Source organism: Pararhizobium polonicum (assembly GCF_001687365.1).
Classification (GTDB): domain Bacteria; phylum Pseudomonadota; class Alphaproteobacteria; order Rhizobiales; family Rhizobiaceae; genus Pararhizobium; species Pararhizobium polonicum.
In genome coordinates this window covers 269,964-284,815 of the sequence record NZ_LGLV01000006.1, presented here as the reverse complement: position 1 = coordinate 284,815, position 14,852 = coordinate 269,964, and the positions used below count along the sequence as shown (strand labels likewise).

General features: G+C 59.4%; 14 protein-coding genes. 11 read left to right on the top strand and 3 right to left on the bottom strand.

The annotated features are described in order from the left end of the window. The first annotated feature begins 8 nt into the window (after positions 1-8). Together ADU59_RS10165 and ADU59_RS10160 are read left to right on the top strand one after the other, a co-directional pair. Entirely contained in the window at positions 9-929 is a 921-nt protein-coding gene (locus tag ADU59_RS10165) for a LysR family transcriptional regulator (protein ID WP_068953976.1), read from the top strand. Between the two features lie 353 nt (positions 930-1,282). After that, positions 1,283-1,657: a hypothetical protein gene (locus ADU59_RS10160; protein ID WP_068953975.1), complete on the top strand. Its 375-nt coding sequence runs from the start codon at positions 1,283-1,285 to the stop codon at positions 1,655-1,657. A 58-nt stretch (positions 1,658-1,715) separates the two neighbouring features. On the opposite strand, the gene ADU59_RS10155 is transcribed toward ADU59_RS10160, so the two are convergent. After that, the gene (locus ADU59_RS10155) at positions 1,716-3,113 is read right to left on the bottom strand and encodes an aminotransferase-like domain-containing protein (RefSeq protein WP_068953974.1); all 1,398 of its coding nucleotides are present in this window, start codon (positions 3,111-3,113) and stop codon (positions 1,716-1,718) included. Between the two features lie 122 nt (positions 3,114-3,235). Between ADU59_RS10155 and ADU59_RS10150 the strand changes: the two genes are divergently transcribed. After that, entirely contained in the window at positions 3,236-4,096 is an 861-nt protein-coding gene (locus ADU59_RS10150; RefSeq protein WP_068953973.1) for a DMT family transporter, read from the top strand. 69 nt (positions 4,097-4,165) lie between these two features. Here the strand turns inward: ADU59_RS10150 and ADU59_RS10145 are convergent, their stop codons facing one another. Continuing rightward, a complete protein-coding gene (locus tag ADU59_RS10145; RefSeq protein WP_068953972.1) occupies positions 4,166-5,359 on the bottom strand; it encodes an ROK family transcriptional regulator in 1,194 nt (397 codons plus the stop codon). 285 nt (positions 5,360-5,644) lie between these two features. Here ADU59_RS10145 and ADU59_RS10140 point away from each other — a divergent pair, with 285 nt between their 5' ends. The 5 genes from ADU59_RS10140 (at position 5,645) to ADU59_RS10120 (ending at position 11,377) form a co-directional block, all read left to right on the top strand. Then, positions 5,645-6,889 carry an ABC transporter substrate-binding protein gene (locus tag ADU59_RS10140; RefSeq protein ID WP_068953971.1) on the top strand — a complete coding sequence of 415 codons (1,245 nt, stop codon included), beginning with the start codon at positions 5,645-5,647 and terminating at the stop codon, positions 6,887-6,889. Between the two features lie 90 nt (positions 6,890-6,979). Next, complete coding sequence (locus tag ADU59_RS10135) at positions 6,980-7,879, top strand: carbohydrate ABC transporter permease (RefSeq protein WP_068953970.1); 900 nt, start codon at positions 6,980-6,982, stop codon at positions 7,877-7,879. Beyond that, positions 7,876-8,751: a carbohydrate ABC transporter permease gene (locus tag ADU59_RS10130; RefSeq protein ID WP_068953969.1), complete on the top strand. Its 876-nt coding sequence runs from the start codon at positions 7,876-7,878 to the stop codon at positions 8,749-8,751. Before ADU59_RS10135 ends, ADU59_RS10130 begins: the two co-directional genes overlap by 4 nt. Before the next feature lie 29 nt (positions 8,752-8,780). Beyond that, positions 8,781-10,295 (top strand): DUF5060 domain-containing protein, encoded by a 1,515-nt coding sequence (locus tag ADU59_RS10125; protein ID WP_068953968.1) that lies wholly within the window; start codon positions 8,781-8,783, stop codon positions 10,293-10,295. Positions 10,296-10,312: 17 nt separating this feature from the next. Further along, positions 10,313-11,377: an ABC transporter ATP-binding protein gene (locus tag ADU59_RS10120; RefSeq protein ID WP_068953967.1), complete on the top strand. Its 1,065-nt coding sequence runs from the start codon at positions 10,313-10,315 to the stop codon at positions 11,375-11,377. Positions 11,378-11,447: 70 nt separating this feature from the next. Here the strand turns inward: ADU59_RS10120 and ADU59_RS10115 are convergent, their stop codons facing one another. Continuing rightward, positions 11,448-12,356: a LysR family transcriptional regulator gene (locus ADU59_RS10115; protein ID WP_068954141.1), complete on the bottom strand. Its 909-nt coding sequence runs from the start codon at positions 12,354-12,356 to the stop codon at positions 11,448-11,450. A gap of 110 nt (positions 12,357-12,466) precedes the next feature. Here ADU59_RS10115 and ADU59_RS10110 point away from each other — a divergent pair, with 110 nt between their 5' ends. The 3 genes from ADU59_RS10110 (at position 12,467) to ADU59_RS10100 (ending at position 14,839) form a co-directional block, all read left to right on the top strand. Further along, positions 12,467-13,060, top strand: a complete 594-nt coding sequence (locus tag ADU59_RS10110; RefSeq protein WP_068953966.1) for an isochorismatase family protein — start codon at positions 12,467-12,469, stop codon at positions 13,058-13,060. A 37-nt stretch (positions 13,061-13,097) separates the two neighbouring features. After that, positions 13,098-13,859 (top strand): pirin family protein, encoded by a 762-nt coding sequence (locus tag ADU59_RS10105; RefSeq protein ID WP_068953965.1) that lies wholly within the window; start codon positions 13,098-13,100, stop codon positions 13,857-13,859. 248 nt (positions 13,860-14,107) lie between these two features. Then, positions 14,108-14,839 carry an SDR family NAD(P)-dependent oxidoreductase gene (locus ADU59_RS10100; RefSeq protein ID WP_068953964.1) on the top strand — a complete coding sequence of 244 codons (732 nt, stop codon included), beginning with the start codon at positions 14,108-14,110 and terminating at the stop codon, positions 14,837-14,839. Positions 14,840-14,852 lie beyond the last annotated feature (13 nt).

Here is a 14,852-nt window from a genome sequence, read left to right as displayed (position 1 = left end):
CATTGGCCATGGCGCTGGATCTGATGAAGATGCGATACTTCGCGCGGATTGCCGAGCTTGGCTCATTCACGCGCGCATCCACCGAACTCGGTGTCGCCCAGCCGGCGCTGAGCCTTCATGTGCGCGCGCTCGAAGAGCATCTCGGCCTTCAGCTTTTGAACCGAACCTCCCGCGGTGTCGTCGTCACCGAGGCCGGACAGACGCTGCTGTCGCACTCGCAGGCGATCTTGCGCGCGGTCGAGCAGGCGGAGGTGGCGACGCGGGAGCAGGCGAAATATCCAACGGGTGATGTCTCTCTTGGCGTCCTGAGTTCGCTCTCGCCGACGCTTTGCGTGCCTGTGCTGGAAGAATGCGATCGCCGGTTTCCGAAAATTCGCCTCACCGTCAGCGAAGGCGACAGTCAGGCCCTGCGTTCTGCCATCGACTCCCGCGTCCATGATCTGGCGGTCAATCTGATCGACGTCGCCAAGCCCGCCTCCGTACCCCTGTTCGACGAACGTCTGTATGCGGTCGGCCCGCCCGGTGAGTTTTCGGGCAAACAGGCCGATCTCTCCCTTGACGCCGCGCTCGGCCTACCACTCATCCTGCCGACACGGCGCCACGGCATCCGGATCCTCCTCGAAAGGCAGGCACTGATCCTCGGCAAGGACCTGAACATCGTCCGGGTGATCGAAGGCGTGGCGAGCACCAAGGCCGCCATTCGCGCGGGGCTCGGCCTGACCATTCTCGGGCGCTGCGCGGTCTACACCGATCAGCAGCTTGGACATCTCTCGGCTGTTCCCTTGACCCGTCCTGACCTCTCAAGACGCCTCGTGCTCGATATGCCGGTCAATCACCCTCCGACAAAGGCCGTCCTCGAAGTGCGAAATATCCTGATGTCGGTCATCCGGCGGCTGGGCACGGAAGGCCATTGGACGTGCCTTTCCTGAAAGGCTGCCAGCGATACCAACCCAAGCACACCGTGCGGCAGAGCCACCAGCTTTTGTCGCATACCATTCTCTCTTTCTCTCATCGCGACGGCCGCTCCCTGAGTTTGACGTAGCATATGCCGCCCGTGTGCGTTTGCAGCCCGGGCGACTGAAACAGCGGGCCGCAACAAAACGGAATAAAACCGAACAAACGGATAGACGAAGATCGGCTATTCCTTGCGGGAGACCCACGGAGATAGCTCTCGTGTCCACGCAAGTCTGCGAGCGAAAGCCCGCCTCTGACGGCTCTGCTTCCGGTCGCGGCAGTTGGGGTCCTTCAGCCCGCACCACCTCTTTGACGAAGGAAGAGATCCATGAAAAATTATCTGGCCACATTTGCCGTAACAATCATCGTCACCGTGGGAGCGGCAAGCCCGTCCCATGCACAGGTGGTCATTCATGAAGATCCGTGGTCGTCCTCCGGTTATGTCGACCAGGATGGCGTGGAATCTCAGTTCCTCCAGGAGTGGAATCAGCGTCATGACTCTCGCAACCGGTGGGGGGAAGGCCGGCGAGACTTCGGGCCGGAGGATGCTATTCGGCTGCTCGAGCGGCGCGGCTATCGCGTCAGGGACGTCGAGGATGTCGGCATACGATATCTCGTGAAGGCAACCCGAGGGGGAGATGATCTTCTCGTTAGCGTGTCGAAGAGTGGTGAGATCATGGGCGTCGTGCACGAGCGCTCTTGAACCGGCGCCCCGGCGCGACCCCGCCTGCGTCTTGAAGGCCTTGGTTGATGCGACGGCGTTAGAGGGGCGTTTTCATAGCTCGCTCCAATGCCTCCAATGATCGCTCATCGCCCAGCTGAGCGACATTGATCCGGAGAAAGGATGCAGCTGACTGGGAGATACTGAAGACGTTTCCCGGTGCGAGAACGACATCCTCGTCCATGCATCGCCGTGCGAGCACAGACGAATCATGCCCCTCCGGAAGGCGGCACCAGAGATAAAAGCCACCGCGCGGAATGATCCACGGCACGATGCCAAGCATGCCCAGCCGGTCTACCGCCACGTTTCGCGCCCGCGTAAGCCGCTGCCGTGTCTCTTCCATGTGCTTGCGGTAGCTCCCGCCCGCCAGCACATGAGAAATCACATACGTGGCGACGGGGCTGGAACCGCCGAAGCTCGTAGCAACCTGGAGATCGAGAAGCGCTTCGATCCAGTCGGCCCGGCCCGCAATATAGCCGCACCGAACGGACGCGGAGAGCGTTTTGGAGAAGCTTCCTATCCGGATGACGAAATTGAGCCCGTCGAGCACGGCAAGACGAGGTGATAGTGTGGGTTCGAAATCGGCGAAGATGTCGTCTTCGACGATCGTTACATCATGAGCCGATGCAATCTTGAGCATTCGATGTGCGGTCTGCGGTGAAAGGCTCGCACCCGTTGGATTGTGGAGAGCCGAATTCGTGATGTACAGGCGCGGCTTTTCCGTGGTCACCGCTTCCTCAAAGGCAGCGATATCCGGTCCCGTTGCAGTATAGGCAACCCCGACAATCCTCACCTGATGCGCGCGCAGCAGGGCCTGGAAATTGAAGTAGCAGGGATCGTCGACCAGCACCGTATCGCCCGGGCGCAAGAGGAGGCGGCATATCAGGTCTATCGCCTGTGTCCCGGACCCCGTCAGCATCAGCTGGTCCGGTTTTGCATCGATCCCTTCCTCGGCGAACCGGCCCAACAGCAATCGTCGCAGCGTCAAGGAGCCGCGCGGACTTCCGTAATCCGAAAGCACCGTATCGTCGGCACGGGCGAGTGCCCGGAAAGCACGCCGAAGCGCTTCGTGCGGCATCCAGTCGGCCGGCAACCATCCGCAGCCGGGCTTCAGGACGGAAGGTGCCGCATCAAGGGATTGTCTGGAAACCCAAAGAGGATCGACAGCGCGCTCGCGCGGCGTCCCCATCTCCGCCAGCGCCATCGGCGGCAGATTCGTGCTCGTCACGTAAAAGCCGGAGCCGCGTCGTGCTCGAATGACACCTTCGGCGGAAAGACGATCATAGGCCTCGACGACGGTGGAAGGTGAGACGCCCAGGGTTTCGGCGAAACTGCGAACCGACGGCAAACGGTCTCCGGGGACAAGCACCCTGGTTGCAATTTTGGTGCGGACAACGCTCATCAACGCCTCCGTGCGCGTCATTTCTCGCTCGCTCATCGTTTGCACCCTGCATCTGTATGGGACCTGTTAGCCATACAGTTCGCTGAAATCGTATTATATTGTGCCTGTTTGTGCCAGCCCTCCGGCTGTTACAGATCGGCTTCAGAAAGTGAGGGCATATGGACCGATCAACAGCGGGATGGGGCAGCGGCCTCCTCGGAGTCATCATATTCAGCGGGTCTTTGCCTGCGACGCGGGTGGCGGTCGCGGATTTTTCGCCAATATTTCTGACATCGGCGCGTGCGGTTATTGCCGCGTTGCTTGGGGCCGGCTTTCTGTTTGTGCTGCGCCAGGCGCGGCCTGAAGGCCGGGATCTCTTTCCGCTGACACTGGTGGCCATCGGCTGCGTGGTCGGGTTCCCGCTGCTGACTGCGCTGGCGCTTCAGCACATCACGGCGGCGCATTCCATCGTGTTCATCGGGCTTCTCCCGCTTGCAACCGCCATCTTCGGCGTGCTGCGCGGAGGGGAACGGCCGAAACCGGCCTTCTGGCTGTTCTCGATCATCGGTGCGGCGGCCGTCGCGGGCTTCGCCCTTTATGGAAGTGACGGCGGAACCCTCATGGGTGATCTTCTGATGATCGCCGCCATCCTGGTGTGCGGCCTTGGCTACGCGGAAGGAGCGGCGCTATCGCGCCGGCTGGGCGGCTGGCAGGTCATCTCCTGGTCCCTGCTGCTGTCGCTGCCGATCATGGCGCTAATTGCCTTGGTCACCCTGCCGGCCAGCTGGAGCGGGGTCCAGATATCCTCCTGGATCGGTCTTGCCTATGTCTCGATCTTCAGCATGCTTGTCGGCTTCATCTTCTGGTATCGGGGGCTTGCTCTCGGCGGCATCGCGGGCGTCGGCCAGCTGCAGCTCCTGCAACCTTTTTTCGGACTTCTGCTGGCAGCGATTTTCCTGCACGAACCAGTCGCCTGGACCATGATTGCGTCTACCGTCATCGTTGTCCTGTGCGTGGCAGGCGCGAAACGCTTTGCCTGAACGGCGGCCCGCATTGTTGCTGAGCTGACGCCCGGGCGGCGCGGGGACGATATCCGCCGGATGGGCTCCTTACGACAGGCGCCCATGATGACGGAGCACGAGCCCGACGGCGCCCATGCAATTGTCATTGTCGAGAAACCTCCCGGTCACGAACTGCGGCACCGGGCCCTCTATGTCGCCCGGCTTGACCAGGGTGTATTTCGCGTAACTGGATCGCATCGGCGCAAGCAGCATTTCGCCTGCCGCCGCCATGCCACCGCTGATGACGAACAGTCCCGGGTTGATGATCGTGCCGACAGCCGCCAGCCCGCGCCCGGCAGCTTCGCCGGCATCTTCAAGAAGGCGCTGGAAGCCGATATCACCGGCCTGTGCCGTCTTGACGAAATCCGCGAGCGTGATGGCCCGCGCCAGCCGCCTCTCCGCGACGCTCAACACCGTGGCGCCGCTGCAATAAAGCTGAAGACACCCGCGATTGCCGCAGGTGCAGAGGTCACCATGCGGATCGAGCAGCATATGCCCGAACTCTCCGGCCGTACCGGCAATCCCGGTCAGCACTTTGCCGTTTGCAACGATGGCACCGCCGATGGCGAGGTCGAGCTTGAACAGCACGAAGTCCTCGACACCCGTGGCAGCCCCCCACATCATCTCGGCAAGGGCGGCACAATTGCTTTCATTGTCGGCGAAGATCGGCTTTTGCAAAACCGGCTCGAAGGTCGAGCGGAGATCGACACCATACCAGCCCGGCAGCAGCGAACCGCGCATGATCCGGCCATTGGCGGCAATCGGTCCGGACACGGCAAAACCGACACCAAGCAGACCGGAAAAGGGCAAGCTGTGTTCCTTGTAGATATTGTCTATCGCCTGCTTGACCGTTCGCGTCGCCTTGTCGGGCCTGTAATCCCGTTCGAGTGGAATAGCGACGTCGGCAATGACATTGTGGGCGACGTCCGCAAGCACGATACGGACTTCGTTCCGGCCGAGCAGAACCCCAAGGCAGGTGCCGGCCTCCGGGTTCAGCGAATGCGCCAGGGCCGGCCGGCCAATGCCCGGGCTACGCGTCTCGACCTCCACCACCAGGCTCGAGCGCTTGAGGTCCCCCAGAATCGTCGACACCGTTGAGCGGGCAAGTCCCGTGGTGCGGGCGATCTGCGCTGCGCTGACGGCTCCGTGACCACTAAGCGCGCGGACGACACGGGCCACCGGAGAATCGACCTGGCGCTCGCTAAGAAGGCCCTGCAGGCCGTCACTGATCATATTCGCCATTTTTTCCTCTTCGCCCCACCGCAGCTCTATTTACCCGATCGACAGCATGTCGTCAGCATCCCCGTGAAGGCGACACTAATGTCAAAATTGACGAAATGCACTCTTACTTTCTACAAAATCCCTCATATTTTCGCCTGCGAAATGTCGATTTACGACAGAAATACCGGACACAATCGAACGATCCAACTTACTTCTGTCATATCTGACATAATTCATCCTTGACAAATTTTGACTGGGAAGATTTAAAAGCGGCGAGGATGAGAATAAAAACGGAGGGAGGAACTGATGACTTTGCTTTCCAATATCGTTCGAACCGGGGCTGTGGTAGGTGCGCTGACGCTTACCGCTGGCGTTGCTGCCGCGGAAGATATCACGCTTTGGACGCTGAATTTCAGCTCCGAGGCGGCCAACAATGCAATGCAAAAAATCGCGACCGACTTCGAAGCAGCCAATCCGGGGATCAATGTCGAGATTGTGACGCGGGGCACTGACGACCACAAGACAGCACTGCGCGTCGCCGCCGGATCCGACAAGGGTCCTGACATTTTCTTCAGCTGGGCAGGCCTGGGCCTGGGCGGCGAGTATATCAAGGCCGGCCTAAGCCTCCCGCTCGACAAGTATTATGCCCAATACAAATGGGACGACGAGCTTGTCCCTGCCGCGGCCTCGTTCTCGAAGATTTACGAAGGCGGTCGCCACGGGGTTCCGTATAGCTTTAGAGGTGAGGCGCTTTACTACAACAAGGCACTCTTTCAGAAGGCTGGCATTACCGAAGAGCCCAAGAATTACGACGAACTGGTCGCCGATGCCGAAAAGCTCAAGGCTGCCGGTATTCCGGCCATCACTTTTGGCGGTACCGTCAACTGGCACCTCATGCGCCTGATGGACGTGATCCTGGAATCGAAATGCGGCATCGACAAACATGATGCGCTCACGAACATGAAGACGAGTTGGGCGACGGAACCCTGCGCTGCCGCCTCGTTTGCCGAACTCGATAAATGGAGCAAAAACTATATTCTGAGCCCATTCATGGGCATCGACAACGCGCAGTCGTTTAACCTGTTCGTCGGCGGCCGCGCGGCGATGATGCTGGAGGGCGACTGGCTCGTGCAGCAGCTGGCGGAGGCCGGAAGCCTCGACGACTACGACGTCTTTCCGTTCCCCACCGGGACAAACCGGCTGTATGGCTTTGCCGAATATCATTATATTAGCAGCAAGAGCAAGAATCCGGACACTGCCGCCAAGTTCCTGGATTACTTCATGTCCACCCCTGCACAGCAGGCGGTTCTGGGGCAGTTCAGCACCACGTCGATCAACAGGAACGTTGTCTACAAAGACCTGCGTCCCCTTGACCAGAAGTGGGTCGATATTTTCAATGCCTACACCCAGGTCTACATGAATGGCGATCAGGCCTTTCCGCTCGACGTGACCACGGAATATTTCCGGGTGATCAACGAAGTGGCAAGCGGCAACGTTGCACCGGCCGATGCCGGTGGCCAATTGCAGAATTTCATCGACAATCGCCGGTAGTCTTCAAAAATTTGCGGCCAGCCCCGGCAACGGGGTTGGCACATTGATGATTGCGCCCGACCTGCCGGCCAGCGCCGTATGGAGTGCCTCATGACGTCCAAAACAATCCTGTCGGATGTTCGCACGCAGGCAGCCCTGCTGATAGCGCCGGCGTTCATCATCTATCTCGTGTTTGCCATTTATCCGATGGTCGATGTGGTGAGCCTCAGCTTCCAGAAATGGAACGGCCTTGACGCGCAAAAGCAGTTCGTCGGCTTCAGCAACTATGTCGATATCTTCACGAAAGATCCCGTCTTCTGGGGTGCGTTTCGCAACACGGTGATCTGGACCATTCTTTCGAGCATCTTTCCGCCGCTCATCGGCCTGATGCTCGCGCTTGGCCTCAACCAGCCGATCTTCGGGCGCAACAGCCTGCGGGCAATCTACTATCTTCCCGTCATCATCGCGCCGATCGCGGTCGCGACGATGTGGCGGTGGATGTATGATCCCTTTTTCGGCCTATTTGGTCAGGTACTGACTTCCATGGGGCTGCAATCCTGGATCCGGGACTGGCTGGGAAGCCGCGACATCGCGCTTTATTCGGCTTTCGTCGCCTATGTCTGGCAAACGGTCGGCTTTTCCATGGTGCTGTTCCTTGCCGGTCTGCAGGGTGTCAGCAAGACATTGATCGAGGCAGCCCGGATCGACGGGGCCGGCCGCTGGAATGTCTTTCGATACGTCACGGTTCCGGCACTGAAACCGACGATCACCATCGTGCTCGTCCTGTCAGTCATCTCGTCGCTCAAGGCATTCGACATCGTCTACGGGTTGACCGGCGGCGGACCTGCCCAGTCGACCCAGATGCTGGCGCTTTGGGCTTTCACCCAATCCATGCAGATTTTCGATTTCGGCCGCGGCAGCGCCATCTCGGTCGTGCTTCTGCTCATAACCCTGTCGGTGGTCGTGCCTTATCTGCGCTGGACCCAAAAGCGCGAGGAGATCGAGGAATGACCCTGACAGCTGCCTCCATCGAACAGGAAACGGCCTTTGAAAAGCCGGCGCGCGACTGGGTTCTGATCGGGCTCTGGATCGCATTGGCCGTGGTCGCGGTCGTCTGGATCGCTCCCTTCGTCTTCATCATCTTCACGTCGCTCAAAACCAATGCGGCGGTGATGAATTCCAGTGCCTTTGCTTTGCCCTCCGATCCGCAATTTTCCAATTATGTGACGGCCTGGAGCCGCGGCCGCTTCAGCACGACGTTTTTCAACAGCGTCATCATTACCGTCATCAAGGTTCCGCTCGGCCTCTTCATTTCAGCAATGGCGGCTTATGCGCTGGCAAAGATTGAGTTCAAGGGGCGCAAACTCCTGCTGCTCGCGATCCTGTTCGGAACGATGATTCCGTTCCAGGTCATGCTGGCGCCGCTCTTTACCCTCGTCAACGGCCTGCACCTGATCGATACCTATCCCGGCGTTATCCTGCCCTATCTGGCCTTCGGTATCCCCTACCAGGTGTTTATCCTGCAGAGCTTCTTCCGGGGCATCCCGAAAGAACTCAGCGAAGCGGCACGCATCGATGGCGCATCGCACTTCATCATTTTCCGGCGCATCTTTCTGCCCGTCTGTCTGCCCGTCCTTGCCGCACTGCTGATCCTGGATTTCGTTTCGACGTGGAACGAGTTCGCAATGGCGCTTGTGCTGCTCCAGGACCGCGACATGTGGACCTTGCCGCTTGGCCTTTCGGCATTCCAGGGACAATTTTCGCGTGATTACGGCCAACTCAATTCGGCGATCGTCATGACGGTGCTGCCGGCCGCGATCGTCTACCTCATCTTCCAGCGCTATTTCGTGTCGGGTCTCACCTCCGGCGCGGTCAAGGGCTGATTCAGTCAATGCTATTGCAAGGATCAAACATGACCAAAACTACGATTGCCAAATGGGATGTCTTTGAAGCGGCATTCAACGGCCCGTCCTCGGGCAACCCTTTTATCGACGTCGATTTCGAGGCCGTTTTCAGCCAGAAAAGCCGCACGGTGCGCGTGCCCGGGTTTTACGACGGAGAAGGTATCTACAAGGTCCGCTTCATGCCTGACAATGAGGGCGAATGGCACTATGCCACACGCTCGTCGGCAACCGAACTCGACGGGCATTCCGGCGTGTTTGCGGCCGGCCCCGCCCAGCCGGACGTGCACGGCCCCGTCCACGTGGCCAACAGATTTCACTTTGCCTATGCCGACGGTACGCCGTACCTGGCATTCGGTACCACATGCTATGCATGGACGCATCAGCCGCTCGACCTGCAGGCACAAACGCTCGACACTCTGAAACAGGCGCGCTTCAACAAGCTGCGCATGGGCGTCTTCCCCAAGGATTATCCGTTCAACATCAACGAGCCGCTCCATGACGTCTATGAACGTGACGCCGAAGGCGAGCTCGATTTCGACCGGCCAAACCCGGAGAGCTTCCGCCATTTCGAAAATCAGGTGAAAGCGCTCGGCGCCCTTGGCATCGAAGCCGATATCATCATTTTCCACCCCTATGATCGTTGGGGCTATTGCGACATGAGCGCCGAACAGGATTTCCGTTATGTCGCTTACCTGACGGCGCGACTGGCGGCTTACCGGAATGTCTGGTGGTCGCTTGCCAACGAATATGACTTCCTGCTCGACACCAAACCGATGGCGCAGTGGGACCGCTATTTCCAGATCATCGAGGAAAACGACCCGTACCACCACCTCAAATCGATCCACAATGGCGACGTCAATGCCAACTACGATCATCGCAGGCCCTGGGTCAGCCATGTCTGCATCCAGAACTGGGACGTCAAACGCACGCAGGAATGGCGTGAGGCTTACGGCAAGCCAGTCGTCAACGACGAGCCGGAATACGAGGGCAACATCATGCTCTCCTGGGGCAATATCTCGGCGCAGGAACTGGTGCATCGCTACTGGATAACCCTGTTGCGCGGTGGATATGCCGGCCATGGCGAAACCTTCATGCATCCGCAGGACATTCTCTGGTGGGCCAAGGGCGGCACGCTGCAGGGTGAAGCCTGGCAACGCATCGGCTTCCTGCGAGACCTGCTCGAGCAGGATGCCAAGGAAGGGCTGACCCCGATCGGGCGGGAAGCGAACTGGCCCTGGAGCCGCGTCTCCGGCGCCACCGACGGTGATGTCACCTATATCTACCTCGGCGAACATCAGCCGGTGATCTGGGCACCCGGCCTGCCTGTGGAGGCCGGGGACTATGACGTTGATATCATCGATACCTGGGAAATGACGGTGACCCCGGCAAAAATCGTGGACGCGCCGGCCAATCATCCCACGCGCCACGGTGCAATGCTGAGGCCCCGCCGACCCGACGCCGCTTTCGCTGTCGAGCTGCCCGGAAAACCGCATCTGGCGATCCGCGTCCGGCCGCGCCGCTAACGGAAAGAGCAAACATCATGTCTACTGTCCAGATCCGCGACATCCGCAAGTCCTACGGCGCGATGCACGTCCTCCACGGTATCGATATCGACATTGCCGACGGCGAATTTGTCATCCTCGTCGGGCCTTCGGGCTGCGGGAAATCGACTCTCCTGCGCATGGTGGCGGGGCTGGAAACCATCACGGGTGGCACCATCGCCATCGACCAGCGGGTGGTGAACAACCTCGAGCCCAAGGACCGGGACATCGCCATGGTGTTCCAGAACTACGCCCTCTATCCACAGATGACCGTCGCCCAGAACATGGGGTTTGCGCTTGAGCTTGCCGGCATCAAAAAGGACGAGATCAAGTGCAAAGTGGATCACGCAGCCGGGATCCTTGGTCTCGAACCGCTCCTCCAACGCAAGCCGGCCCAGCTTTCCGGCGGCCAGCGGCAGCGGGTTGCCATGGGGCGTGCCATCGTGCGTGACCCCAAGGTATTCCTGTTCGATGAACCGCTCTCCAATCTCGATGCCAAGCTGCGCGTCAAGATGAGGGCTGAAATCAAGGCATTGCACCAGCGGCTGAAGACGACGATTGTCTACGTGACCCATGACCAGATCGAGGCCATGACGATGGCAGACAAGATCGTCGTGCTTCAGGGGGGCCGCGTCGAACAGATCGGCACGCCGCTCGAGCTTTACGACCGGCCGCAAAACGTGTTCGTCGCCGGCTTCCTCGGCTCACCGGCGATGAATTTCCTTGAAGGCACAGTGATCGGTGGAGCCTCCCCTCACCTGCGAACCGTCGGTGGAGCTCTCGTTCCATTGTCGCAAAGTCCGGAAAATGCGTTGGGCAAGGATGTCATCGTCGGCATTCGCCCTGAAGATATCTCGCTCGGGGATGACGACGGCATCCCAGCGACGGTCAGTGTGGTCGAGCCGACCGGTTCGGAAACGCATCTGGCCGTTCAGCTGGCCGGCCGGGAAATAACCTGCGTTTTGCGCCAGCGCGTCACTCTTGCTCCCGATGACACGGTACGGCTGTCATTCAAATCGCCCAATGTGCATTTCTTCGACAAGGCAACCCAGGAGCGTTTGTGAACAGTATTCTCCCCCGATTCTATCGCGGTATTTTCGCCGATGAATCGGAATGAACCCGTAGGCTTCTCCTTTAAGGCATGCGCGCACTCTCAGCCTTGAACGCTTCTGCAAACTCGGCAACGATCGCTTTTATCAAGCGTCCGGTAATTCTGTCCTTCTGCCAAAGCGCGGTCATTTCGACAGGAGACGGCTCCCAGTCCGGCAGGACGCGGACGAGCGCGCCGGATTTCAGAGCGGCCCCGATCATGAAAGTGGGCAAATTGGCAACGCCAAGGCCGGCAATCGCGGCATCGATCAGGATCGTCTGCCGGTTTGCCGCAAAGCCGATCCTGGGAGTCACTGTCGTTGTCACACCGTCGTGGTTGCGCAAATTCCACTCGACCAGATCACGACGGATCGCAAGCGCTGGAATATCCTTCAAGTCCTGCGGCTCCTCCAGTCCCGGATGTGCCGTCAGATAGGCCGGACTGGCAACCAGGGTCCTCGGCAAAGTCGCTATCCTTTTGAACACAAGCCCTGAGTCCGCGACCGCCCCCATCCGGACGGCGAGATCGTAGCCTTCCTCGATCAGCGACACCCGCCGGTCGGCAAGCGTCATCTCTATCATCACATCGGGATACCGGCTCTTGAACCGGATCAAGGCCGGGGCAAGGACTTCTGTTGCCATGTCGGGCGGCAACGACAGGCGAACAATTCCTGACAGTGCCACCCGCTCGTCCTGCACCTCGGCGACAGCTTCTTCGGCCAGCATGAAGGCATCCCGGCTTCGGTCATAAAGCTGCTGGCCCTGCTCGGTCAGGATGACACCCTTCTTCGTTCTCCGGACAAGCCGGACGTTCAAGGCTTCTTCCAGCACCGAGAGGCGACGGGACAGCGTCGCCTTCGGAATCCCCGTTGCACGTTCGGCCGCGGCCAGCCCGCCCGCCTGAACGATACGAATGAACAGCGCGAGGCCGTCGAAATCTGCAAATGTCGTCATGTTCCAATTATGGAACATGACGTGGGTACTTTTCAAGTCTGCCGCGATGGTCGTTTCAATCGTACTTGATGCTCGAGCGATGACGCTCTTTAAGCCAAGGAGATCACATCATGTCCAAGCTGTTCACACCTGAGAATTCCGCGCTGCTGCTGATCGATCATCAGGTCGGCACGATGAAGCTGATCAAGAACATCGACGTCGAGCAGGCCAAGCGCATGTCGCTGGCGCTGGCGAAGGCTGCCAGCATCCTCGGCATCCCGACCGTGCTGACATCCAGCCAGGAAGATCGGCTGCAGGGACCGTTGCTGCCGGAACTGCGGGATATCCTTCCCGACGCCTTCGACAAGCGCGTCAAGCGCGAAGGCATCGTCAATGCCTGGACCGATACCAATTTCAAGGCAGCCGTTGAAGCGACCGGCCGCAAGAACCTGATCATGGCCGGTGTCACGACCGACGTCTGCCTCGTCTTCCCGGCGATCGACGCCGTTGCCGAGGGCTACAACGTGCAGGCCGTCATGGACGCTTCGGGTTCGCCCTACGAATTGTCCGAGGACATGTCCCGTCGTCGCATGCAGGACGCCGGCGTCATTCTGACCGCAACCAACACCATGATCGCGGAACTTGCCCAGAACTGGGGCTCGCCGAACGGACAGAAGCTCATCCAGTTGCTGTTCACCGAGGTGCTTCCGCCGATCGAGGCCTAACCGATATCCAGCCCGCCCGAAGCCAAGGAGCAAGAACATGACCGTAAAAGCAACTGCCATCAGAGGAACCGGCGTCATATCGCCCGATACTCATCTGGTTAGGGCACAGGGCCCGTTCCAACTCCGCCGAATCCGTCCCGGTATTACCCTGGGGCAATGGGGTGACGCAGGCTTCGGCGGGCTTGGAATTATCGACCACGCCCAACTGCAACCCGGCCTCGTCGTCCAGATGCACGAGCATCGTAATGACGAGATCATCAGCTACATGCGCAAGGGCCGCATGCAGCATACGGATTCCGCCGGTCGAAGCGAAGTCATATCATCCGATCGGCTGATGGTGATGAACGCAGGCTATGGTTTTTCCCACGAGGAACAGGTGGTCGGTAACGATCAGATCGAGATGCTGCAGATTTTCGTTCGGCCCGAGGCCACCGATATGGAACCAGGTGTCCAGTTCATTGATCTGGACGAAACGGCACGAAATGATCAATGGCGGCTTTTGACGGGACCGATCGGGTCGGCAGCACCGAGTTTCATCCGCCAGGCCGTCTACCTCTACGATACCCATCTGCCGGTGGGCGGGAGCATTGATCTTCCGTCCATGGCAGGGTTCGACCGCTGGCTTTACATCTTTCGCGGCGCGGTCACGGTGGGCCAGCAGGAAGCCACGACCCATACGGCGCTTATGATCGGGGCCAACGAAACCACCTCGGTGACGGCAACCGTGGAATCGGATCTTGTGCTCTTTCTCGTCGATCGGAATGCGCCGTTTTCACGAGACGGAACCATCAGCGGCTGAGGTTATCCAAGAACCACCACCGCTTCGGTGGCCCTCTCCACCACAGCTATCCGGTATCAACGGGCGAATGGCTGATCCATAATTGGAGCAGTCATTGCCATTATTGGGCCCTTGCTCCGCAACGGCAGCAGACAATCTTTTATATCATTGGCTGAAGGCGTCCGGTGGCGAAAGCACGGTGTTTTGCGAGACCGTGCAGCCCATGGAAGTTCAGCTTGAATGCAGATTTGCAAATGGAGAATACAATCATGTCCAAAGGAACAGCCGTCATTACTGGAGCCGCAAACGGCATTGGCCAGGCCTATGCCCAGAGGCTCGCTATCGACGGCTTCGACATCGCCGTCGCGGACGTTGGCGATGCCACCGCGACAAAGGCGCTGATAGAAGCCGAGGGGCGCCGGTTTTTCGCGGCGAAAGTCGATGTGACGTCGCCCGCGTCAACGTTGGAGTTTGCCGCAGAGGTCGCGAAGGCTCTCCCGCCTGTGACCGCTCTTGTCAACAATGCCGGGATCTATCCGTGGAAGTCTTTCGAGGAGACGGACTATGACCTCTGGCGCAAGGTCATCAGCGTCAATCTGGATGGCCCCTTCCTGATGTGCAAGGCCTTCGTGCCGGGAATGGTCGAGCGAAAGCTCGGCCGTATCGTCAACGTTGCAAGCACGACTTTCTGGCTGAACTCGACGCAGATGACCTCCTATGTCGCAAGCAAAGGTGGCGTCATCGGCTTTACACGGGCGCTCGCAGGCGAAGTGGGCGCATCCGGGGTCACCGTCAATGTGATTGCGCCCGGGCTGACCAACACCAAGTCCATGCGCAGCGAGAACCAGGAAATCTTCGACTATCTGCCCAAGGTGCAGGCCATCCCACGGGTCATCGAACCTTCGGACATCGTTGGCGTCGTCTCGTTTCTCTGCTCGGCCGACTCTGCCTTCGTGACGGGCCAGACCATCGCAGCCGATGGTGGCAACATCCGAAACTGATCTGGAAATCTCC

What these genes read in the sequence shown, in the direction of transcription:
- ADU59_RS10165 (WP_068953976.1), top strand. Translation starts at nt 9, where the DNA reads ATGGCGCTGGATCTGATGAAGATGCGATACTTCGCGCGGATTGCCGAG.
- ADU59_RS10160 (WP_068953975.1), top strand. Translation starts at nt 1,283, where the DNA reads ATGAAAAATTATCTGGCCACATTTGCCGTAACAATCATCGTCACCGTG.
- ADU59_RS10155 (WP_068953974.1), bottom strand. Translation starts at nt 3,113, where the DNA reads ATGAGCGAGCGAGAAATGACGCGCACGGAGGCGTTGATGAGCGTTGTC.
- ADU59_RS10150 (WP_068953973.1), top strand. Translation starts at nt 3,236, where the DNA reads ATGGACCGATCAACAGCGGGATGGGGCAGCGGCCTCCTCGGAGTCATC.
- ADU59_RS10145 (WP_068953972.1), bottom strand. Translation starts at nt 5,359, where the DNA reads ATGGCGAATATGATCAGTGACGGCCTGCAGGGCCTTCTTAGCGAGCGC.
- ADU59_RS10140 (WP_068953971.1), top strand. Translation starts at nt 5,645, where the DNA reads ATGACTTTGCTTTCCAATATCGTTCGAACCGGGGCTGTGGTAGGTGCG.
- ADU59_RS10135 (WP_068953970.1), top strand. Translation starts at nt 6,980, where the DNA reads ATGACGTCCAAAACAATCCTGTCGGATGTTCGCACGCAGGCAGCCCTG.
- ADU59_RS10130 (WP_068953969.1), top strand. Translation starts at nt 7,876, where the DNA reads ATGACCCTGACAGCTGCCTCCATCGAACAGGAAACGGCCTTTGAAAAG.
- ADU59_RS10125 (WP_068953968.1), top strand. Translation starts at nt 8,781, where the DNA reads ATGACCAAAACTACGATTGCCAAATGGGATGTCTTTGAAGCGGCATTC.
- ADU59_RS10120 (WP_068953967.1), top strand. Translation starts at nt 10,313, where the DNA reads ATGTCTACTGTCCAGATCCGCGACATCCGCAAGTCCTACGGCGCGATG.
- ADU59_RS10115 (WP_068954141.1), bottom strand. Translation starts at nt 12,356, where the DNA reads ATGACGACATTTGCAGATTTCGACGGCCTCGCGCTGTTCATTCGTATC.
- ADU59_RS10110 (WP_068953966.1), top strand. Translation starts at nt 12,467, where the DNA reads ATGTCCAAGCTGTTCACACCTGAGAATTCCGCGCTGCTGCTGATCGAT.
- ADU59_RS10105 (WP_068953965.1), top strand. Translation starts at nt 13,098, where the DNA reads ATGACCGTAAAAGCAACTGCCATCAGAGGAACCGGCGTCATATCGCCC.
- ADU59_RS10100 (WP_068953964.1), top strand. Translation starts at nt 14,108, where the DNA reads ATGTCCAAAGGAACAGCCGTCATTACTGGAGCCGCAAACGGCATTGGC.